Raw genomic sequence first — 22,375 nt, 5'->3', positions numbered from 1 at the left:
GACTTTTTCGCTAAATTAAATTTTTAATAATACCTACTATAATACTCGTAGCTTTTCATTACTTTTTCGACATAATATTCCGTCTCTTCAATATCTATAAATCTTCCCGTTCTATACATATTATTAGTTCCATATTCGTTTTTCCATCTGTTTCCTCTACTTGAACCAGCGTTATATTTTGCAGCAACGATAATATAATTGCTCGCGTTTTCGCTTTGAAAAAGCCAAGATAAATGCGAAATTCCCAAATATATATTTTGTTTAGAATCGTATAAATTAAGAGGATTAAATTTATATCTCGTTTTTTTATTTTCCGCTCTTGCAGTCGCGGGCATAAGTTGCATTAACCCTCGCGCTCCAGCCCAAGAAAGCGCCTTTGAGTCAAATAAACTTTCTTCGCGCATTATAGAATAAATAAATTCAGGCTCTATTTTATAATATTTCGCTTCGGGAACTACCAAATCGTCAAAGTAACGCGGATAAATATATTTTCTAAACTCTTCGGGAAGCAAATCGACATTTTGAGAATAAGGATAGCCAAAATATTTGCCAATATTATTGCATATTTGCATAAATCTTTTTGTGTTTGCAGAATCTAAAAATATTTTTTGGGCATAATAAAATAAAGGATAGGTAGTTTGAGTTTTGCTATAGATTTTATCAAATTCGTTATAAGCGTTTTGATTATCTCCGTAATAATAAAGCAAAATTGATTTATTTGATTCTTTTCTCGTTTGTAAAGAAAGCTCGTTAAATATTTCGTTTTCGGTTTTTTTAGAATAAAAATCTTTAACAAATTTATTTTGCATAAATATTTTTTTTGCAATATCTCTCGCTTCTTTTACAAGTTTATCTTCTCTTTTAGTCGCTATATAATCTATAAATTGAATCTTATTTAAAAATTCAAGCGTTTTTGAATAATTTGAATTAGCAAAAAATTTTTTAGCTTCTTCCATATTGTAAGCGTTGTTTGAATATACATTTTGCAGCATATCTTTATTTGCCAAAGTTAAAGCACCTTTAATATAATAAGGATTTTTGCTAGTTAAAAGAGTTTCCAAAACATATTCGTCTCTTTTATTGAAATCTTTAAATTCGTTTGCAATCCATATATTCCAAGATAATATAAAATCTTTTCTTAATTTTGAATGTCTCTCTTCAAGTATTTTTAATCCGTAATATGTTTCCGTTTTATTTTTTAATCTCAAAGATTTTCTCAAATAACTTTTTAAAGATGTTTCAGTCCATCTATTATTTGGAAATTTTTTTAAACTGTTTGTTAAATATCTTTTTGCCGAAATCAAATTATTTGCATTTAAACTTTCATTTAAAAATATATTATAAATTCTCGGAACATAATCGTCTTTCGGATATTCTTTTAAAAAAGTTTGATAAAGCGAAATAGATTTTTTTGTATTTTTTAATTTATAATAATTATCGGCGCTATAATAAAGTCCTAATCTTCTATAAGATTTATTATTTGTATTTGCAAGATATATGTCAAATAATTTTGCCGCCTCCTCTCTTTTATTTTCCTGTTGATTTATTCTAGCCGTATAATACAAACAATTTGCTTTATTATAATTTTGTTTTATTAAAGAATTAAAATAATTTAACGATGAGTTTCTAAATCCCGCTTCGTATAATTCTGTAGCCATTTTATATTTTATATTATTAGGCAAATTCAAAGCTTCTTTTTGAAAATTATTATTAAAATAAATTATTGCATCTTTAGTGTAAAATCTATTTATAAGTTCAAGCGCTATTTCTTTATTTTTATTATTTGTTTTTTGTAAAGCTTTTAATCCTACAAATTCTTTAATCCATTTTTGAGCTTTTCCGTTAAAAAAATTACTCACGGGATAATCGTCTCTGTAAAATTCCGCTAAAGCTTTATATTGTTCGGCATAAGGATAGAGAGAAGAGCGAGGATGTTCTTTCATAAGCAGAGAATATAAATCAATCGCTTCTTCAAACATTTCGCAATAAAAAGCGCTTTTCGCTCCATAATATATTACATAATCTCTTATTAAAGCTTCATCATTTCCGTTTATTATATTTGTAAATTGATTATAAGCGTCTAAATATTTTCCATCGTTATGCAATTTTAAGGCGGTTTTATAATTTATTTTATTTTTTGAAATTATATCGGGAATTTCGGGCATACTTTTTGCATTTAAAACCGAAGTTGCAATTATTATAATAAGTTCAAAAGACAAAGCTAATAAAAATATTCTTTTTTTCATTTTTTATACAACTTAACATAATTTTATTTACTATGTATTTTAATATTTTTTATTAATTTTTGCAAATAAAATTTATTATAAAGTTTAATAATAATTAATTGTGAATATTTATAATTGACAAATATATTAATTTAATTTAACATATAAAATATATTTATCAATAAGAAAATTTTTTTATGAAGAAAGCGATTATTTTAATAATTTTACTTATAATAGCAAATATAATTTTAGTTAGCGCGTTTATTAAATTTATTATAAGTCCTACAAGTAAATATAACGAAATCGTATATTTTGAAATTAAACAAGGCGAAGGCGCAAATTCTATAGCAAATAAACTTAAATTGCAGGGATTAATCAGAAATGCAAAATTATTTTCTTTAATATCTAAATATTTAAAATACGACAGAAAACTTTTAAGCGGATATTACGAATTAAACCGAACTATGAGTATGATTGATATAATGAAACATATAAATAGCGGAAAGCAAGTAATGAGCAAATTAACCATAGCGGAAGGAAAAAATATTTACGAAATAGCAAATTATTTGGAAGAAGAAAATTTTACTACAAAAAATGAATTCTTAAAATTATGCTATGATAAAGAAATATTGCAAAAATATAATATTCCCGCCAAAAGCGTTGAAGGTTATATTTTTCCTTCGACTTATTATATAGTAAAAGGAAATCCTCCAAAAGTATTATTAACTTTAATGATAGATTCTTTATTTAAAAAATTTCCAAGAGAAGATTTTGAAAATAGAGCTAAAAAATTAGGTTATAGTTTGCATGAAGTTTTAACTATGGCTTCGATTATAGAAAAAGAAATGGGACCTTTAGACGACCCAAAAATAATATCTTCGGTTTATTATAATAGACTTTCTATAGATATGAGACTTCAAGCCGACCCGACTACAATTTATGCTATGACTTTACAAAAAGGCGAGGCTATAGAAACTGTAAAATCTAAAGATATAGCGGATGCGATTAGATTAATGCAAAGCCCTTATAATACTTATCTTAAAAAAGGACTTCCGCCAGCTCCTATATGTTCGAGCGGAGTAAAATCTATAGAAGCGGCGCTTAATCCAGCCGATACAGATTATTTATTTTTTGTAGCGGATGGAACGGGAAAACATGCTTTTTCTACAACTTATAAAGAGCATGTTAATAATATTGATAAATATATTTTTAATAAGAGATAATAATTTTTTATTAAAAAATAAAAGTTATAAATAGAATAAATTTTTTAGGAAATAAAATTGTTAAATAGAAAAAACACACTAATTGTAACAAATAATAGCAAAGTGTTTATAAAATATAAAGAAAATTATAATATAGAATTTATAGATTCGGAAAGTATGTATAATGTTCTTATTAAGACAAGAGATTTATTGCATTCAGGATATAAACTTTTAACGCATCCTATGAGCGGTAGTTTAAAGTCGAATCAAACTCCTTATAAATCGATTCTTTTAATAAAAAATAATGAAGCAAATCTTGATGACATTTTAATGATAGAAAATGCGATTGATAATTATAATAAATTTTTAAAAAATAGAGCGCTTACCAATTGGACTGAAGCTATAAAAAACGATTTTAAAACTGTTGATTTGTCGTTAATTTCTTCATGTTTTAATAAAAATATTCCTTAAAAGTTGTTTATTGTTCGGGGGGGGGGGGGGGGGTAATATTAGTTTTTAAAATTTTTATTGTTATCTATTGACAATTTAATTCTTATTGACTATAATATATGCATAATGAATGTAGTTAGTGTGGAAAATATTAAGTCATAATAATGGCTTTTTATTAATAAATATATAAATAAAAATTAAGGAGATTAAAAATGCCTGTAAACTTAAAAGGAAGAAATTTTTTAACATTAAAACATTTTACGCCTGATGAAATTCACTATTTGCTTAATTTAGCATCCGACTTAAAAGCTAAAAAAAGAGCGGGAATAAAAGGCAATTTATTAGAAGGAAAAAATATCGTTCTTCTATTTGAAAAAACATCCACAAGAACGAGATGCGCTTTTGAAGTCGCTGCAATGGACGAAGGCGGTTGCGTAACTTTTTTAGGTTCAAACGATAGTCAAATGGGTAAAAAAGAATCTATTGAAGATACGGCTAAAGTTTTGGGAAGATTTTATGACGGAATAGAATTTAGAGGATTCAAGCAAGAAACGGTCGAAGCTTTGGCTAAATATTCGGGAGTTCCCGTATGGAATGGACTAACCGATTTATATCATCCTACTCAAATATTGGCTGACTTTTTAACCGTAAAAGAATATGTTGCAAAACCTTTTAATAAAGTTAAATTTGTGTATGTTGGAGATGCAAGAAATAATATGGGAAACTCTCTTATGATTGGAGCGGCTAAAATGGGTATGGAATTTTGGAGTATCGCTCCTAAAGAATTATTTCCTTCGGATTCGCTAGTTAAAGAAATGAAAGAGGTTGCAAAAGAAACGGGAGCTTCTATTAACTTTAGCGAAAATATAGACGATGTAAAAAATGCCGATGTTATTTATACGGATGTTTGGGTTTCAATGGGAGAAGAATCCAAATTTGAAGAGCGTATAAAATTACTTAAGCCTTATCAAGTAAATATGGAAATGATAAAAAAGACAAATAATCCTAATGTTATTTTCTTACATTGTCTGCCTTCATTTCATGATTTAAATACTACTACGGCGGTTGATATTAATGAAAAATTTGGACTTAAAGAAATGGAAGTAACGGACGAAGTATTTTTAAGCAAATATTCAAGAGTATTTGACGAAGCGGAGAATAGAATGCATACTATTAAAGCGGTTATAGTGGCTACTATTGGTAAAATGTAATTAATATATTATAAAAATAAAAAATGGAGAATATTAAAAATGGGAAAAATAGTAGTGGCGTTGGGCGGTAATGCGTTAGGCAATAATCCGAAAGAACAACTTCAAGCTGTATCGTATACCGCTAAACCTATAGTAGATTTGATTCAAGAAGGACATACCATAATAATAGCGCATGGAAACGGACCTCAAGTAGGTATGATAAATTTAGCGTTTGATAACGCATCTAAAAATTCTTCTAATATACCCGATATGCCTTTTCCAGAATGCGGTTCTATGAGCCAAGGTTATATAGGATATCATCTGCAAAATGCTATTAGAGAAGAATTAAAAGTAAGAAAAATAAATAAAGATGTGGTTACGATAATCACGCAAGTTATAGTGGATAAAAGCGATAAGGCTTTTGAAAATCCTACAAAGCCTATAGGTTCATTTTATTCTAAAGAAGAAGCTGAAGAATTATCTAAAAAAACTGGAGATATATTTAAAGAAGATGCAGGAAGAGGCTATAGAAGAGTTATAGCTTCTCCTTTACCTGTTGATGTAGTTGAAAAGAATGTAGTTCAAACATTGATAAATAACGGAACTATAGTTATTACCGTAGGCGGAGGCGGTATCCCCGTATACTCCGATGGCGATAAATTAATAGGTATTCCAGCGGTTATAGATAAAGATTTTGCATCCGCTAAAATAGCCGAAATATTGAATGCTGATTATTTGATTATATTAACCGCTGTTGAAAAAGTTGCTATTAATTTTGGTAAAAGCGATGAAAAATGGTTATCATCTATGAGTATAGATGATGCTAAAAAATACATAGAAGATGGACATTTTGCGCCAGGTTCTATGTTGCCTAAAGTTAAAGCCGCTATGATGTTTGCAGAGTCTAAGCCAGGACGAAAAGCCTTAATAACATCGTTGGAAAAAGCTGCCGATGGTATAGCTGGAAAGACTGGAACTGTAATTATTAAACGGTAAAATTTAAATTAGCATTAAATAATTGTTATCAATTATTTAAAATATAATTAATTAATTAAGGAGAGCCAGAATGAAAATAGTAAATTCTTGGAACGATTTTGATCCTCTAAAGCATGTTATAGTTGGTAGAGCGGACAATTGCTGTATCGCCCCTTCTGAACCTGCTTCAAAAGCTAAAGTACCTTTGGATAGTCCTATGCGCGGTATGACAGGACCTAGACCTTTGGACACTGTGGAGAAAGCTAATGCCCAATTAGATAATCTCTGCAAAATATTAGAACAACATGGGGTAAAAGTTGACAGACCTGAACCTATACAATGGAATCAGGCTGTTGTAACGCCTCATTTTATGACGGGAAGTATGTTTGGTTGTATGCCCCCTCGCGATGTATTGTTAACAATAGGTAGCGAAATAGTATCTGCAGCCATGTCTTTCAGGTCAAGATTCTTTGAATATTTGGCGTATTCTAAAGTATTAAGACAATATTTTGACGATGACCCAGAATTCAAATGGATTTCCGCACCTCGTCCAGAATTAGGCGATGCAAGTTATGATATGCATTATTATGACGGAAATATTACGGAAGAAATTCTTCTTGAAAGAACAGCTAAATTGCATATGGTAACCACTGAACATGAGATACTTTTTGACGCTGCCGATGTTATGAGGCTCGGCAAAGATTTATTCTGTCAGCATGGTTTAACTACTAACAGAAAAGCTATGGAATGGTTAAGGCGACAATATCCAGACCATAGGATTCATGCGGTTAACTTTCCAGGAGACCCTTATCCTATTCATATTGATGCAACATTTGTTCCTTTGAGACCTGGTTTGATTATCAATAATCCTTCAAGAAAATTGCCTAAAGAACAGAGGAAAATATTTGAAGCTAATGGTTGGGAAATAGTGGATGCAGCTATGCCTGCTCATAAGGAACCTCCTCCATTGTGTTATTCAAGCGTATGGCTTTCTATGAACTGTTTGGTATTAGACCATAAAACTGTTTTGGTAGAAGCCAGCGAAACTCATCAATTAGAACAGATGGATAAATTAGGAATGAATGTTATACCTGTTCCATTCCGTGACGCTTATCCATTTGGAGGCGGATTGCATTGTGCTACTGCCGATGTATATCGAGAAGGAAAATGTGAAGATTATTTCCCTAAACAAGTAGACGACCCTACTCTTGTTACTTATAAAAAGTGGGAAACAAAAAAATGGTAAAATAAAATTTTATCGGAGGGAGATTGGATTATTAATCTTCTAATCTCCCTTAATTTTAATTTATTATTAAGGAGTAAAATATGACAGGTTCTTGGACAATGGATTGTTTTATCTATGGATGCATAATTTTAATGGTAGTTCCAATAATAGCATGCATCGTTAGATATGTAAATAAAAATAAAGGAGGTAATAGATAATGACTAATTGGATTATATTTATAGTGTCATCGTTAATTCTTTTAAGTGTAGGCTTTTGGTCTCAATTAAGAATAAAAAAGTATAAAAGTGATTCTCAAGGTTTTTTATTGGGAGCTAAATCTATAGGCGCTTTTATTGGAGCAGGAACATTAATGGCTACAGGCTATAGTGGTTGGGGCTTCATAGGTTCACCAGGCACAACTTATGCTTACGGGACCATAGAGGTATTATCTAATTTCTTTTTTGCGCCTGCTATAACTTTTGGAACATTATTTTTTGCAGGCTTTATGAAAAGAAGAGCTGAAGAAAGCGGAGGTTTTACCGTTCCAGAGTATATATCTACGACTCACAGAGGCGATGTTATTCAAAAAAGAATAGTGCATTGTTTTGGCGGTTTAGCTACTTTCGTGTTCTTATCCGTATTTAGTATAGGGCAAGTAAGAGCAGTAGGTTTGCTTGCTTCTCAATGGTTAGGAATTTCACAAGAAATAAGTTCCATGTTAGTAATGATAGTTATAATAATATTTACTGTGCAAGGCGGTTTATTAGCCGTTGCTATAACCGATACTATGATGTGTATGGGAATGGTAATAGGAGCTCTTGTAGTTTTCTTTGCTATTATCAAGGATATTTCAATAGGTGAGCTTATTCAAAGAGTAGGAGAAATAAAGCCAGAATTTATTAACCCAGAAACTTCTACTCCTTATGGACAAGGAAAGTATAGCTGTTTCTTGGTATTTATTTACGCTTTCTTATTTACTACAACTCTTCCATATATGTCTGTTAGATTCTTGTCATTTAAAGATAATATTAATATACCTTTAACGGCTTTAATAATGGCGCCTATTGGAATAATTTTAAGTTTTATTCCTTTAGCTGGACTTTATATGTTTTATAAGCAGCCTGGTTTAGCTAATCCAGATAGCGCTATGCCAGTATTTCTAACGACTTATTTGCCTCCATTTTTAGGTGGATTTATCATACTATTTATTTTATTTGCTATGATGTCTACTATAAGTTCCGTATTACAGGCATTAGCTGCGGCTCTTTCGCATGATTTGGTTGTTTCAATTTCTGGTAAGCATAAGGCAAGCAGCTCATTGGTAAATAGAATAGGTGTTGTTGTTACAGGTATTTTATGTATTGTATTAACCTATCTTGCTCCTCAAGGTATGCTAAATCAAATAGCATATATAGGAACGGGCGGTTTAATTGCTATGTTTGTCGGACCTATTATGATGAGACCTATAGTTAAAGCCAATATAACTGCAGCTTTATCGTCTATGGTAGTAGGATTTGTTCTCAGCACAATTTTTATATTAAAATTAAAAGTTGGTTGGGTGGAAGCTCCTATTATATCAGGATTATTCGGCTCTATAGTGTATTTAGTGGTAGGATTTATTGGCAACGGTATGAAAAGATTCCCAGATGAAGAAACAAATTAAAATATTTAAATATAAAAAATAGGAGAATATATGAATAACGGTTTAAATGTTTATTCGGAAATAGGAAAATTGAAGACGGTTTTATTGCATAGACCCGATTTTGAATTGGAAAATCTTATACCAGATATATTGGAGAGACTTTTATTTGACGATATACCTTATCTTAAAATAGCTCAAGAAGAACATGACGCTTTCGCTAAAATATTGAGAGATAACGGAGTAGAAGTGTTATATCTCGCCGATTTAGCGGCTGAAAGCCTAATAAACGACGAGGTTAGAAATAATTTCATTATAGATTTTGTTAATGACCTTAAATTTGTGGGTAAAAAGAGAGATATGATACTAAAATTTCTATCCGATATTAAAGATAATAAAGAGTTAGTGTCAAAAATGATGGCGGGTATAAGAAAGGACGAAGTTAAAGGTTACAGAGGAAGTTTCTTCGATGTATTCGATTACGATTATCCTTTTGCAGTCGACCCTATGCCGAATTTATATTTTACCAGAGATTCTTTTTCTATAATAGGAAACGGCGTCTCTATAAACCATATGAGAACTGTGACTCGAAGTAGAGAGACTCTCTTCGGAAAATATATTTTTAAATATAATTTTAGATTTAAAGATAAAGCGGTTCCTATATGGTATAATAGAGACGATACCACATGTATAGAAGGAGGAGATATATTAATCCTATCTAAAGATACGGTAGCGGTAGGTATATCCGAGCGAACGGATGCGGAGTCCGTTGAAAAACTTGCAAAAAATTTATTTAGTAATAATGAATTTTTTAAGACTATTTTAGCTTTTAATATACCAAGAAAAAGAGCTTTTATGCATCTTGATACCGTATTCACTATGATAGATATAGATAAGTTTGTTATGCATCCCGAAATAGAAGGACCTTTAACTACTTACGCTATTAAGAAAAAAAATGCCAATGATTTAAGTATAGAATTAGAGAATATAGATATAGATAAGTTATTGGCAAAATATTTAAATCTGGATAAAGTTAGCGTCATTAAATGCGGAGGCGACGATTTAATAGCGTCTTCAAGGGAGCAATGGAATGACGGTTCTAATACATTAGCCATATCACCAGGAGAAGTTATATGTTATTCCAGAAATATAGTAACTAATAAAATTTTAGAAGATTCTGGAATAAAGATACATACTATGCCTTCTTCCGAACTTTCGAGAGGAAGAGGAGGACCAAGATGTATGTCTATGCCTTTTGATAGAGATGATTTATAATATATTTATTAATGCTACTTGAAATGTTATAGGAATAAAATTATAATATTTGTATAAGAAATTTTGAGGAGTAAATATTAAAATATATTTATGGAGGATTTTATTATGAAATTTACATGGGGGGGGGGGTAATAAGGTTTCAATTAATAATGTTATAATGTTTGGCGGAAGTATTATAGCGTTTCTAATCGGTTCGGGATTCGCCACAGGTCAGGAAGTATTGCAATATTTTACGGCATACGGTTTTTGGGGTATGGCGGGAACATTGGTTATGTTTATCGTATTTCTTTATGTATGCTCAAGTTTTATACTTGTAGGATACGATAATACTTTTGAAAAACCAAACGATGTATATATATATTATTGTGGAAAATACATCGGAACTTTTTTCGATTATTTTTCAACTTTGTTTATATATATGTCGTATTTTGTTATGATAGCTGGAGCGGGAGCGACTATGAAACAGCAATATGGAATTTCAGAAGTTATAGGAGCTATTGTTATGGCTATATTATCTGGAGTAACGGTTGCTTTCGGACTTAAAAATATAGTAAAAGTTTTGGGAAAATTAGGACCTATAATTTGTATTATATCTATATGTCTAGGCATATATGGAATAGTGACAAATTTTAGCGGTTTAGCCGAAGGAAATAGAATTGTTGGAGAACTTCAAAAAACTAAAGCCTCTACTAATTGGTTTTTTTCTTCGGCTTCTTATATAGGATTTTGCATGCTATGGCTTACGGCTTTTGTAGCGGCTTTAGGTAAACAAGCTAATAGTAAAAAAGAAGGAGTGCTTGGCGCCTTTTTTGGAACATTTGGATTTTCAATTGCGGTTATTATAGTGGCTTTAGGTTTATTAGCTCATATAAACGAAGTAGCAAATAGTCAAATACCTTCTTTAATTTTAGCTTCTAAAATAAGCGCGATATTCGCAACCGTTTTTTCCGTTATTGTAATTGGTGGTATATATACTACGGCTGTGCCTCTATTATGGACTGCATCCTCAAGAGTTGTTAGTGACGATAGTAGCGGTAAATTTAAAATAGTAACGATTATATTAGCGGCTGTTGGATGTTTTATAGGATTAAAAATTCCTTTTGATAAATTGGTAAATATAGTTTATGTATTAAACGGTTATGTTGGATTTTTATTATTCTTTATAATGCTTATAAAAAGTATTATAAGAATTAAAAATAAAAATAATATAAAAAATATTTAAAAATGGAGGAATAGTTGATGAAACTAGAACTTGGTAAAATTTTCATTAAGGATGTTCAGTTTGCCGATAAGATGAAAGTTGAAAACGGAGTTCTTTATATTTGTGCTAAAGAAATAGAAGAACTCGTGCTTCAAGACGATAGAATTATTTCGGCAAAAGTCGAACTTGCAAGACCAGGCGAATCCGTTCGTATAGCTCCCGTAAAGGATGTTATAGAACCTCGAGTAAAAGTGAGCGGAGGCGGAGGTATATTTCCTGGCGTAATAAATAAAGTAAAAGAAGTCGGTAGCGGAAGAACTCATGCTTTAGTAGGAGCATGTGTCGTTACTTGCGGGCGTATTGTAGGATTTCAAGAAGGCATTATAGACATGTCTGGACCTACGGCTAAATATACTCCTTTTTCCGAAACAAATAATGTATGCGTAGTTATCGAACCTAAAGAGGGATTAGAAACGCATAGTTATGAAGAAGCGGGAAGATTAGCTGGGCTTAAAGTTGCGGCTTTAATAGGCGAGACTGCAAAAGAATTAAAGCCAGATGAAATAGTAACCTATGAAACAAAACCTTTGGCGGAACAAATAGCGCAATATCCTAATTTACCTAAAGTTGGATATGTTCATATGTTGCAATCGCAAGGTTTACTACATGATACTTATTATTATGGAGTTGATGCTAAACAGATTGTTCCTACTTTTATGTATCCTACCGAAATTATGGACGGCGCTATAGTAAGCGGAAACTGTGTGGCTCCTTGCGATAAAGTTACTACATATCACCATTTTCATAATCCCGTAATAGAAGATTTATACAAGAGACATGGAAAAGACTTGAATTTTATAGGCGTTATACTTACAAATGAAAATGTATTTTTAGCCGATAAAGAAAGGTCTTCTGATATGGTAGCTAAATTGGCAGAATTCTTATGCTTGGATGGTATAATAATTACGGAAGAGGGTTACGGTAATCCAGATACGGATTTAATGATGAATTGCAAGAAAGTAGCTCAAAAAGGAATTAAAGTAGTTCTTATTACGGACGAATTTCCTGGAAGAGATGGCAAATCTCAATCGCTTGCCGATATAACTTCTGAAGCCGATACTTTAGTTTCCTGCGGTAATGGTAATGTTATTATAGACTTTCCAAAAATGGATAAGGTTATAGGAACATTAGATTTTGTTGAAACTATGATTGGTGGATATGAAGGCAGTTTAAAACCAGACGGAACTATAGAAGCCGAATTGCAAATAATAATAGCTTCTACTATTGCTAACGGTTTTAATAAGCTTGCGGCAAGAGGTTATTAATTAGAGTTAATAAACAATTTTAAGGAGAGTATTTAATATGAGCAAGAAAAAAGTTATTCACTATATGAATCAGTTTTTTGCTGGGATAGGCGGAGAAGAAAAAGCGGGCATTCCGCCTGAAATTAGAAAAGAAAAAATAGGACCAGGAGCCGCTTTAGAAAAAAGTCTTGGAGATGATTACGAAATAGTAGCAACCGTTATATGCGGAGATAATTATTTTGGAGAACATCTTGAAGAAGCTAAAACCACTATAATAAAAATGATGGAAGAATTTAAACCAGATTTATTTATAGCTGGTCCAGCTTTCAATGCGGGGCGCTATGGTGTCGCTTGCGGAGGAATTTGCGTAGCAGTTGAGGAACATTTTAAAATTCCCGTTGTTACGGCTATGTATAAGGAAAATCCAGGCGTTGATATGTATCGTAAGGATTTATACATAATAGAAACGAAAGATTCCGCTGCAGATATGCGAAATGCAATTCCTAAAGTAGCTTCTCTATCTAAAAAGTTAGTTAATGGCGAAGAGATTTTAGCTCCTTCAGTTGAAGGATATTTTGAAAGAGGAATAAGGGTTAATTACTTCAATGAAGTTAGAGGTTCTACGAGAGCCGTTGATTTATTAGTAAGAAAAATAAAAGGCGAAAAAGTTGAAACCGAATACCCTATGCCTTATTTTGATAAAGTCCCTCCTGCAAAAGCTATAAAAGATATTACAAAAACAAAAGTAGCTTTCGTTACTTCTGGCGGTATAGTTCCCGTAGGTAATCCCGATAGAATAGAAAGTTCGAGCGCCACTAAATATGGAGTTTATAGCATCAAAGGTAAAAAAGCTATGGACTCTAAAGAGTTTATGACTGTTCATGGAGGATATGACAGAGCTTTTGTTTTGAAAAATCCTAATTTGGTTATACCTTTAGATGTTATGAGAGAAATAGAGGCTGAAGGCGGTATAGGAGAGTTAGCCGATTATTTTATAACTACCACTGGAACGGGAACATCAACGGGTAATGCTAAACATTTCGGAGAAGATTTTGTTCCAAAATTATTGGCTGATGGAGTTCAAGCCGTTATATTGACTTCAACATGAGGAACTTGCACTCGTTGCGGTGCAACGATGGTAAAAGAAATTGAACGAGCTGGAATTCCTGTAGTTCATATTGCAACCGTAGTTCCTATATCATTGACTATCGGAGCTAATAGAATTATTCCTGGCGTTGGTATTCCTTATCCTTTAGGTAATCCTCCTTTAGGCGAAGAAGCCAGCAAAAAAATTAGACGAAAAATGGTTGAAAGAGCTTTGAAAGCTTTACAAACTGAAGTTGAAGAACAAACAGTATTCGAATAATTTTTTAATAATTAAAAATATAATAACAAACCTTCCTCTATTATATAAATACTATAGAGGAAGGTTTGTTATTATACGAGGTTTAAATTGAAATATTAACTTATATTTATCTTTCTTTCATACTTCACTTCTTCTTTTTTAGGAAGAGTTAAAGTGAGTATTCCGTTTTCCAAATTAGCTTGAATATTGTCTATATCTATGCCTTTTGCACTTATATTAAAGCTTTGTTCGTATTTTGAAACTACAACGGATTCTTTATTTTCCGTTTTGTCTTCTTTCTTTCGTTCGGCGTATATTGAAAGTATATTTTCTTTAATGCCGATTTCCAAATCTTCTTTTTTCACGCCTGGCATATCCATTTCTATAGTATAGTTTTTTTCGTCTTCTTCTATTTTATAATCTGAAGCCTTATTATAGAAATTGATAAGACTATTATCAAAACCTCTAAAATCGTCCAACATTGAATGTAAAGCTGGTAAAAATATTCTTCTTGACATAGTTAAATCTCCTTTTAATTTATAATTTTTATTTTGTTTTATAACAATGAATTAAAATTATCATTTGTTATACAATATATTAAGCAAGAATTATGCCAATTTGATTATAATTTATGTATAGTTTTTGAACGATTTTTATTAAATAAAAGATTATATTTATATTAAGAATTACTAAATTGTATTATTATAAAACATTAAAATTTTAAATTTTGTATATTATAGCTATACTTTTTTATAAATTAAAAAATTATAGTTTTATATTTATTCAATTATAATTAATAAAATATTGCAATAGAAAATAATATTTAATAAATAGACTTTTAGAAAATCTATTTATTAAATAAAGCTAAACTTTTAAAATTAAATTATTATTTGTCTTCTTTGGCTACAATTTTACGAACTTTAATCGTCCATTTTTTGTCCAATAAATTGTCCGCTTGAAGAAACAAATAATTCCATCATATTGTTTAATTTAATTTTATAATTTCCAAATTCTTTTTCAATATCCGTAATAAAAGCTTGAGGATAAGTTTGTTTTACCGTATTTTGAACCGCTTGAGGCAAAACCGTTATCGGAATAGGAGTATAATCGCTGTCTATATTTACCCATTCTCCATTTGGAAGAAATTTCATATCAACGCCGTTATTTAATTTAACTTCAAATTTTCCATCGTCTCTTTCAACTTTAAATATTTGAGCGCCAGGAAAAGTTTTTTGTATAAAGTTTTGAGCCGATTTAGGCAACTGCGAAATTGGAACAACCATATCGGCAAACATAATTGAAGCGAAAGATAATGTGATTAATAAAGCTAATGTTTTTCTCATAATGAAAACTCCTTAATATATTTTTTATTTATTATATATAATAACCAATATTTTAGCAATAGATAAAATATTTTATAATTTATAAAATTATAAAAAATTAAGATTTATGTTATCTTTGAAAAGAAGAAGTTTATATTAAAACATAAATTTTTTCAAAATCTATTATATTGAATTGCTAATTTTTTTTATTATAATTTTCGTATAAAGAAGATAAATTAAGTTTTGAAAGCGAAGAATCTAAAATATCTACAATAATATTATAATCATAATCGCTTAATCTTCCATGCGCCAATATATTTTTAACTATGCTTAATTTACCATCAAGTTTTTTATCGGTAGATTTATTATAATTGTCAATCAAGTCCTTAAAATCAATATAACCTTTTTCTTCAGATAGACTTTTAAATTGATGTTCGGTTAATGAAATAGATAATTTATATATTAAATATGTTTCCACTCCGCAGATAAAATATAATAATTCTTTTTGCGCCCATCTCAAAACTTTTACTATATCGATAATATTATTTGCATTTAAAATATTATTTTGAATAATTGAAGTCGGTTTTGGACATTTGCTTTTAAAAACATTATGATTAATTATTATATTATAATTCGATAAACAACTTTCTAAACATTTTTGCAAATCTTCTTTTCCGTTTATCTTTCCGTCTTCTTTTATTCTTTTAATATCAAATATAAAGTCTAAAGATTGTTTTGTATCTCTTTTAATATAATCTTTAATATTAATTTTAATTTTTGGATTTAAATCCCAAATTAAATCAAAATCTAAAATATTATTATCTTTTTTACGACTTTCAAAATAAAAATAGCTTTTGTTTTTAGTTTCAATATTTTTTATATATTCTAAATATATAAAATAAAGTATCATCTCTTCGGATATAATATTTCTTATTTCTTTTTCTTCATAATAATTAATTTTATTATTCTTAATATAATTTTGATATATTCCAACTATAGTAGGAATCGCTATATTATTTTTCTTAAAGTAATTAAATAAAATTTCAAATATATCCGCTTTGCTATTTTCTGTTAATAAATTATTTTTAATATTTTCCCAACCTAATAAAGAATAAATATTTTGATTTTTCTGATTTACGGGCAAGAAAGCAAATTTACTCCAAGTTTTAAACGAAGCTATAGATTGCTTTATTTCTTTTTTCTTTTTAATGCTTACTAAAATATCAACAGAAGCTAAAGCCATATCTTTTAAATTATTATATTTTAACAACTTTATTATTTCTTCTGAAAGATTTTCATTTGGTATTCCATATTTATTAATGATTTCGACAACATTATCGTAAATATTTGAATTTCCGCTATCGAGTTTATACAAGATTCTTATAAATTCTTTATAAAAACCTACGCTATCTTTATTATGAAGATGAATATCTTTAATAATAGATTTTCTAACGGTTTTGACGATTAAAGACGCTTTTTTATATCTATTCCAATTAGGAATTTTATTTTTTAAATCCTGCGATAAATTATTTGTATTTTCCGAATTATGATTTTTAACTTTCAAATTGCTACTCGCCGTATCTTTCAAATCTTTAAAACTCAAATCGCCGTTTATAAGTATAGAAGTAATTAAAGCTCTTAAATTATATCTATTTAAACTATATCTATTTGAATTTTTTTCGTTATAAACTATTTTATATATAGAATTCATTCCGTTTTTAGAAGGTTTAACTTTTCTTCTCACATCAAAACATATATTATCGTTAGGTTCAAGCCATATAACCGCATTGCCTGAAATTGTCCAAGTATCTTTTCCAAATTCATTGCCATATTTTGAAGATAAAAATTCTATAGCTTCTTTCATAAATATGTCTTCTTCTCTAAATACATTTTTAATAGTCGGAATAATTTTTTTATAATCGGTTTCGAGATTATTATTTTCTCTTTTTACGGCTAATTTTACAAAACCTCTTTCTATTTTATTATTATATTCTCTTGCATTTTGATTATATTCTTTAATAGAGTTCATAGTATTTATATTTGATTTTACTATTTCATTTGCCTTAAACTCTCTTATATCGCTTTCAAATTCTTTTATTTTAGGAAAACTATTTATATAATTATAAAATCTAATCACATTATCGTAAATATTATATTTTTTATCTTTATTATCATAATTAAAATAATCTAATTTCTTTATCGCTCTTTTCCCCGAGCTATAAGTTTCTTTATAAATCTGCTCTGACATTTCAAGTTGCTTAAAATATAATTTTTCTTCTTCTGAAATAATTCCCGAAATCAAAGTTTTGTAATCTCCTCTTAAAGAAAAAGACAAAACTATATCTTTTATAAATTTTTTTACTTTTATTAAATCCAATAATTCTTTAATATATTTACTTTCTGTAAACATTGCTAATATAATTAAAGCGTATATAAACGGAATATTTTTAAAATCATTTTTCATTTCAAACGAATTCATTTGCAAAACTTTATCAATATAATTTTCTTTAATGTCGGTTTTATACGAAGAAAAATTTTTATCGGTTAATAATTTCTTTTCTCTTAAATTATATTTATATTCCGACTTTAAACATATTCTTAAAAAATAAAATAATTCTCCGTCAAAATTCTTAAAATTGCATCTTGAAAAAGTATCTTCTTTTATATTTTTATGAATCATAATATTTCTAAAATCTCTTAAAAATATTATTGCATCTTCAAAAGATTTTTCTATTTTTTCGTTTAATATAATCTCTTCTTCAAATATATTCTGATTTTTAATATATTCTTCTTTAAACTCTATCGGCAATTTTCTATATTTATTTTTTATAATAACAGAAAAAGATTTTTTGATATTCAAATTATTTTTATTAAAATCTTTATCTTCAATTATAATAGTTAATAAAGGCATAAAATATTTTTTAATTTTATTTTTATTTCCGTCTTTTTTGCTATCTTTTAAGAAATATGACAAATAATATAATTCTGGAATTTTTATCGGTTGTTTTATATTTGGCTTATCGTAATTTTTATTTTTGAATTTATTGAACTTATTAAAGTTTCGATTTGCTTTCATTATAAAATTTTTCTCCAAAAGAATATATTTCATAATACTATTTATAATATAAAATGTCAAGCGATATTGACAAATTAATAAAATATTATATATTACTAAATAATGTTAATTGAAAATAGTTTGTTTTTTTGAGTCTAGCTACCCTATTAAATAGGAAAGCATGATTTTGAGTTGTTCATGTTAGAACTCTTTGTTTTGATAATCTATTTAATATAGGAAAACAAAATATTGACAAATTATGCCGATATGTTATATTGCAAATAATTTTGTTTTTTGAGTTTAGTGTCTTGATAGTCCGATAATAATTAATTGCGGAAAAACAAGATTTATTAAAATGTAAAAATATTTTCTCATTAGTTTTTATAACCTATTGCATATAGGTAAAAGAGATTCATTGCAATTGTTAGAAGAAATTTTTTAAGTTTTTATAACCTATTGTATATGGGAAAATAAAATTTTAAGAATGTTTTTTGTGTGTTTCATTTTGTTTTTATAACCTATTTAATATAGGAAAACAAAATTTCTATAGCTTACCGAGAATAACGATAATGTCTTGCTAGCCTATTTAATATGCGGAAAACAAGATTTAAAAAGCATAATAAGATTGTAATTTTTTGTCTTTGATATCTCATTTGATATGGGAAAACAAGATTAAACGATAAGAGCATTATAATAATTTGTTTTGATAGCCTATTTTATATAGGAAAACGAGATTTTTAGAATTCTTCATTTTGAAATTCTCATGTCTTGATATCCTAATTTATTTCAGGAAAACAAGATTTTAAGAGTTTTTCATTTTAAAACTCCAATCTTGCTACCCTACTTTAGCGTAGGACAGCAAGATTATTTTATGAAATTAATTTTAATTATATTACAATCTAATTATAGATAATTTTACTTTATAAAATTTACTTGATTTAATATCTCTTTAATGATATTGTTTATAAAAATAAAAAAGGGTTATTAAATGAAAACTAAACATATATTTGTAACGGGCGGAGTCGTATCTGGGCTTGGAAAAGGAATTACGGCGGCTTCTTTGGGAAGACTATTAAAATCAAGAGGATTAAGCGTAACTATTCAAAAATTCGACCCTTATATAAATATTGACCCTGGAACTATGAGCCCGTTTCAGCATGGAGAAGTTTTTGTAACGGACGATGGCACGGAAACCGATTTGGATATCGGACATTATGAAAGATTTATTGACGAAAATTTAAATAAATATAGCAATGTGACAACGGGAAAAATTTATCAGCATGTTATAAATATGGAAAGAGCGGGAAAATATTTGGGTGAGACGGTTCAAGTTATTCCTCATATTACTAACGAAATAAAAAATAGAATCTATAGAGAAAATGACCCAAAAAAAACGGATATAGTTATAACCGAAATCGGAGGCACAATCGGAGATATAGAATCTTTGCCATATATTGAAGCGATAAGACAGATAAAAGCCGAATTAGGACAAGAAAATGTTTTATATATTCATGTCACTTTAATTCCTTTTATAAGTTCATCCGAAGAGATTAAAACTAAACCGACTCAACATAGCGTAAAACAACTTATGCAAAGCGGAATTATTCCCGACATTATAGTTTGCAGAACGAATAAACATTTGGAAGATTCGCATAAGGCTAAAATCGCTTTATTTTGCAATTTGCCTAAACAAAATGTATTTGAAAATTTTGACGAACCTAATATTTATAATGTTCCTTTAATGTTAGAAAGTCAAGGGCTTTCAAATGTCGTTTGCAAACATTTTAAACTTGAAACCGAAAAAATAGATTTGTCAAATTGGAATGATTTAATAATAAAACAAAAAAATATAGCTATAAAAAACGAAAGAGTAAAAATAGCGATAGTCGGAAAATATATTTCAATGAAAGACGCTTATATCTCTTTAATCGAAGCGCTCAATCATGGCGGAATTTATAACGATATTAATGTAGATATTAAATGGATTTCGGCTGAAACTTTAGAAAACGATAAAGATATAGAAAATTATTTTAAAGACATAAACGGGCTTATTATACCAGGCGGATTCGGAGAGAGAGGAATTGGAGGAAAAATTGAAGCTATAAAGTATGCAAGAGAAAATAAAATTCCTTATTTGGGAATTTGCTTGGGAATGCAATTAATGTGCGTTGAGTTTGCAAGAAGTATTTTAGGTTATAAAGAAGCGAATACTATTGAAGTAAATGAAAATGCAAAATATCCAATAATAACTCTTATGGAAGAGCAGAAAAAAAATATACTAAAAGGCGGAACAATGAGACTCGGCGCTTTTCCTTGCGAAATTAAAGAAGAAAGTTTATCTTATAAATTATATAAAAATAAAATAATAAGCGAAAGACATAGACATAGATACGAATTCAATAACGAATATATAAACGATATGGAAAAAAACGGACTAATCATAACGGGAAAATTGCAAAACGGAGAATTGGTAGAAATAGTTGAAGTTAAAAATCATCCTTATATGATAGGCGTTCAATTTCATCCCGAATTAAAATCAAGAATAACAAATCCGCATCCTTTATTTGTAGGATTTATAGACGCGGCTAAAAAATTAATTTAATGATTTAATAAAATTTTTAAAAAAGAATAAATTTATTTGATTAATCTTATATATTCTTTATATCTCTTGCAAACTTTTCCGATTATCGAAGCGTCAACTACTCCCTCTCTCCATAAATCTGCAAGCATATTTTCGCCTTTATCTTTATCTACGCATATAAATAAACCGCCCGAAGTTTGAGGGTCGAATGAAAGCATTTTTAAATTATAATCGATATTATCGTCTAATAAAATATTTTCTCCGACATAACGCATATTTGTAAAAGCGGCTCCTGGAATGCATCCCATATCTATAACTTCGTAAGATTTATTAAACATAGGCAAATTTGAAGTATTTATTTCTATACAAACATCGCTCGCCAAAGCCATTTTATAAGCATGCCCGATTAATCCAAATCCCGTTATATCAGTAGCCGATTTAACATTATATTTATTCATTATTTTACATGCTTTTTTATTTAAAGTTTTCATAGCTTCAAAAACATCTTCAATATCGTTTTCTTTAATAAGTCCGTTTCTCATAGCCGCAAGACAACAACCCGTTCCCAATGGTTTTGTAAGAATTATAATATCTCCGTCTTTAGCGTTTGAATTAGTCGTTATTTGATTAGGATTTGCAAAACCTATAACCGCCATTCCGTATTTAATCGTAGTGTCCGTTATCGTATGTCCGCCGACAACTAATACTCCCGCTTCGGTCGCTTTATCTTGTCCGCCTTTTAAGATATTTGCAAGTATATTTAACGAATCTTCTTTTGGAAACATCGTTATATTTAAAGCTAATTTAGGCTCTCCGCCCATCGCGTAAATATCGCTTATAGAATTGCAAGCCGCTATTTGTCCGAAAGAATAAGGATTGGCTACAACGGGAGGAAAAAAATCAACCGTAAATATTATAGCGCTATCTTCTGAAATTTTATAAACTCCCGCATCGTCTCCTATATCTACATCCGATAAAAGATTAGAATCGGTTTTTAATTTTAATATTGGAGCTAAAGTTTTTTCAAGCAAATCGGGAGGAATTTTAGCTGAACATCCGCCTTCCAAAGCGCATGATAATAATTCTATATTATCTTCCATAAACAAAATATAATAAAAATATTATTCTGCAATTACGCTTATTGCCTTTTTGCCAAATTTATTCGTATAGAATTTTACAGTTCCAGAAGCGGTTGCAAATATTGTATGGTCTCTTCCTATATCGACATTTTTACCGACATGAAATTGAGTTCCTCTCTGTCTTACAATTATATTGCCAGATATAACTTTTTGTCCGCCATAAACTTTTACGCCTAATCTTTTGGATTGACTATCTCGTCCATTTTTTGAACTTCCGCCGCCTTTTTTATGAGCCATGTTTTTCTCC

Annotated in this window: 17 protein-coding genes; 11 read left to right on the top strand and 6 right to left on the bottom strand. The window is 29.3% G+C overall.

The annotated features are described in order from the left end of the window. Positions 1 to 23: 23 nt before the first annotated feature. Positions 24 to 2,246 carry a lytic transglycosylase domain-containing protein gene (locus EPJ79_RS05565; protein WP_147738747.1) on the bottom strand — a complete coding sequence of 741 codons (2,223 nt, stop codon included), beginning with the start codon at positions 2,244 to 2,246 and terminating at the stop codon, positions 24 to 26. 176 nt (positions 2,247 to 2,422) lie between these two features. On the opposite strand from EPJ79_RS05565, the gene mltG reads away from it, so the two are divergent. From mltG to grdF, 10 genes are all read left to right on the top strand, one after another. Continuing rightward, on the top strand, positions 2,423 to 3,448 hold the full coding sequence (gene mltG, locus EPJ79_RS05560) for an endolytic transglycosylase MltG (protein WP_147738746.1): 1,026 nt from the start codon (positions 2,423 to 2,425) through the stop codon (positions 3,446 to 3,448). 57 nt (positions 3,449 to 3,505) lie between these two features. Continuing rightward, the gene (locus EPJ79_RS05555; RefSeq protein WP_147738745.1) at positions 3,506 to 3,898 is read left to right on the top strand and encodes a GrdX family protein; all 393 of its coding nucleotides are present in this window, start codon (positions 3,506 to 3,508) and stop codon (positions 3,896 to 3,898) included. A 191-nt stretch (positions 3,899 to 4,089) separates the two neighbouring features. Then, entirely contained in the window at positions 4,090 to 5,088 is a 999-nt protein-coding gene (gene argF / locus EPJ79_RS05550) for an ornithine carbamoyltransferase (RefSeq protein WP_147738744.1), read from the top strand. 39 nt (positions 5,089 to 5,127) lie between these two features. Further along, positions 5,128 to 6,063, top strand: coding sequence for a carbamate kinase (arcC, locus tag EPJ79_RS05545; RefSeq protein WP_147738743.1), 936 nt, complete (start codon positions 5,128 to 5,130; stop codon positions 6,061 to 6,063). A gap of 373 nt (positions 6,064 to 6,436) precedes the next feature. Continuing rightward, positions 6,437 to 7,288, top strand: a complete 852-nt coding sequence (locus tag EPJ79_RS05540) for a serine/threonine protein kinase (protein ID WP_274595995.1) — start codon at positions 6,437 to 6,439, stop codon at positions 7,286 to 7,288. Positions 7,289 to 7,484: 196 nt separating this feature from the next. Beyond that, positions 7,485 to 8,930, top strand: coding sequence for a sodium:solute symporter family protein (locus EPJ79_RS05535; protein WP_147738741.1), 1,446 nt, complete (start codon positions 7,485 to 7,487; stop codon positions 8,928 to 8,930). A gap of 30 nt (positions 8,931 to 8,960) precedes the next feature. Further along, the gene (gene arcA, locus EPJ79_RS05530) at positions 8,961 to 10,181 is read left to right on the top strand and encodes an arginine deiminase (protein ID WP_147738740.1); all 1,221 of its coding nucleotides are present in this window, start codon (positions 8,961 to 8,963) and stop codon (positions 10,179 to 10,181) included. Positions 10,182 to 10,338: 157 nt separating this feature from the next. Beyond that, the gene (locus EPJ79_RS05525; protein WP_147738739.1) at positions 10,339 to 11,403 is read left to right on the top strand and encodes a YkvI family membrane protein; all 1,065 of its coding nucleotides are present in this window, start codon (positions 10,339 to 10,341) and stop codon (positions 11,401 to 11,403) included. Between the two features lie 17 nt (positions 11,404 to 11,420). Next, complete coding sequence (grdG, locus tag EPJ79_RS05520; protein ID WP_147738738.1) at positions 11,421 to 12,707, top strand: sarcosine reductase complex component B subunit alpha; 1,287 nt, start codon at positions 11,421 to 11,423, stop codon at positions 12,705 to 12,707. Positions 12,708 to 12,744: 37 nt separating this feature from the next. Further along, positions 12,745 to 14,052, top strand: coding sequence for a sarcosine reductase complex component B subunit beta (gene grdF / locus EPJ79_RS05515; protein WP_147738737.1), 1,308 nt, complete (start codon positions 12,745 to 12,747; stop codon positions 14,050 to 14,052). Positions 14,053 to 14,147: 95 nt separating this feature from the next. Here the strand turns inward: grdF and EPJ79_RS05510 are convergent, their stop codons facing one another. The 3 genes from EPJ79_RS05510 to EPJ79_RS05500 form a co-directional block, all read right to left on the bottom strand. Then, entirely contained in the window at positions 14,148 to 14,549 is a 402-nt protein-coding gene (locus EPJ79_RS05510) for an Hsp20/alpha crystallin family protein (RefSeq protein ID WP_147529144.1), read from the bottom strand. 402 nt (positions 14,550 to 14,951) lie between these two features. Continuing rightward, entirely contained in the window at positions 14,952 to 15,374 is a 423-nt protein-coding gene (locus EPJ79_RS05505) for a PepSY-like domain-containing protein (protein ID WP_208745253.1), read from the bottom strand. Positions 15,375 to 15,549: 175 nt separating this feature from the next. Beyond that, on the bottom strand, positions 15,550 to 18,462 hold the full coding sequence (locus EPJ79_RS05500; protein WP_158634351.1) for a hypothetical protein: 2,913 nt from the start codon (positions 18,460 to 18,462) through the stop codon (positions 15,550 to 15,552). 934 nt (positions 18,463 to 19,396) lie between these two features. Between EPJ79_RS05500 and EPJ79_RS05495 the strand changes: the two genes are divergently transcribed. Continuing rightward, positions 19,397 to 21,010, top strand: a complete 1,614-nt coding sequence (locus EPJ79_RS05495; protein ID WP_147738734.1) for a CTP synthase — start codon at positions 19,397 to 19,399, stop codon at positions 21,008 to 21,010. Positions 21,011 to 21,042: 32 nt separating this feature from the next. Here the strand turns inward: EPJ79_RS05495 and selD are convergent, their stop codons facing one another. Together selD and rpmA are read right to left on the bottom strand one after the other, a co-directional pair. Continuing rightward, entirely contained in the window at positions 21,043 to 22,089 is a 1,047-nt protein-coding gene (selD, locus tag EPJ79_RS05490) for a selenide, water dikinase SelD (RefSeq protein ID WP_147738733.1), read from the bottom strand. Between the two features lie 21 nt (positions 22,090 to 22,110). Beyond that, positions 22,111 to 22,365 (bottom strand): 50S ribosomal protein L27, encoded by a 255-nt coding sequence (gene rpmA / locus EPJ79_RS05485; RefSeq protein ID WP_021959592.1) that lies wholly within the window; start codon positions 22,363 to 22,365, stop codon positions 22,111 to 22,113. Positions 22,366 to 22,375 lie beyond the last annotated feature (10 nt).

The sequence above is a fragment of the Brachyspira aalborgi genome (assembly GCF_008016455.1).
Taxonomy (GTDB): Bacteria; Spirochaetota; Brachyspiria; order Brachyspirales; family Brachyspiraceae; genus Brachyspira; species Brachyspira aalborgi.
Note: the sequence above shows the minus strand (reverse complement) of the source record. Positions and strands in the feature narration are given on the sequence as shown.

Coding starts and splice junctions, on each gene's coding strand:
- EPJ79_RS05565 (WP_147738747.1), bottom strand. CDS start 2,246: ATGAAAAAAAGAATATTTTTATTAGCTTTGTCTTTTGAACTTATTATA.
- argF (WP_147738744.1), top strand. CDS start 4,090: ATGCCTGTAAACTTAAAAGGAAGAAATTTTTTAACATTAAAACATTTT.
- arcA (WP_147738740.1), top strand. CDS start 8,961: ATGAATAACGGTTTAAATGTTTATTCGGAAATAGGAAAATTGAAGACG.
- arcC (WP_147738743.1), top strand. CDS start 5,128: ATGGGAAAAATAGTAGTGGCGTTGGGCGGTAATGCGTTAGGCAATAAT.
- EPJ79_RS05495 (WP_147738734.1), top strand. CDS start 19,397: ATGAAAACTAAACATATATTTGTAACGGGCGGAGTCGTATCTGGGCTT.
- EPJ79_RS05500 (WP_158634351.1), bottom strand. CDS start 18,462: ATGAAATATATTCTTTTGGAGAAAAATTTTATAATGAAAGCAAATCGA.
- EPJ79_RS05505 (WP_208745253.1), bottom strand. CDS start 15,374: ATGAGAAAAACATTAGCTTTATTAATCACATTATCTTTCGCTTCAATT.
- EPJ79_RS05525 (WP_147738739.1), top strand. CDS start 10,339: ATGTTTGGCGGAAGTATTATAGCGTTTCTAATCGGTTCGGGATTCGCC.
- EPJ79_RS05540 (WP_274595995.1), top strand. CDS start 6,437: ATGCCCCCTCGCGATGTATTGTTAACAATAGGTAGCGAAATAGTATCT.
- EPJ79_RS05535 (WP_147738741.1), top strand. CDS start 7,485: ATGACTAATTGGATTATATTTATAGTGTCATCGTTAATTCTTTTAAGT.
- rpmA (WP_021959592.1), bottom strand. CDS start 22,365: ATGGCTCATAAAAAAGGCGGCGGAAGTTCAAAAAATGGACGAGATAGT.
- selD (WP_147738733.1), bottom strand. CDS start 22,089: ATGGAAGATAATATAGAATTATTATCATGCGCTTTGGAAGGCGGATGT.
- mltG (WP_147738746.1), top strand. CDS start 2,423: ATGAAGAAAGCGATTATTTTAATAATTTTACTTATAATAGCAAATATA.
- grdG (WP_147738738.1), top strand. CDS start 11,421: ATGAAACTAGAACTTGGTAAAATTTTCATTAAGGATGTTCAGTTTGCC.
- EPJ79_RS05510 (WP_147529144.1), bottom strand. CDS start 14,549: ATGTCAAGAAGAATATTTTTACCAGCTTTACATTCAATGTTGGACGAT.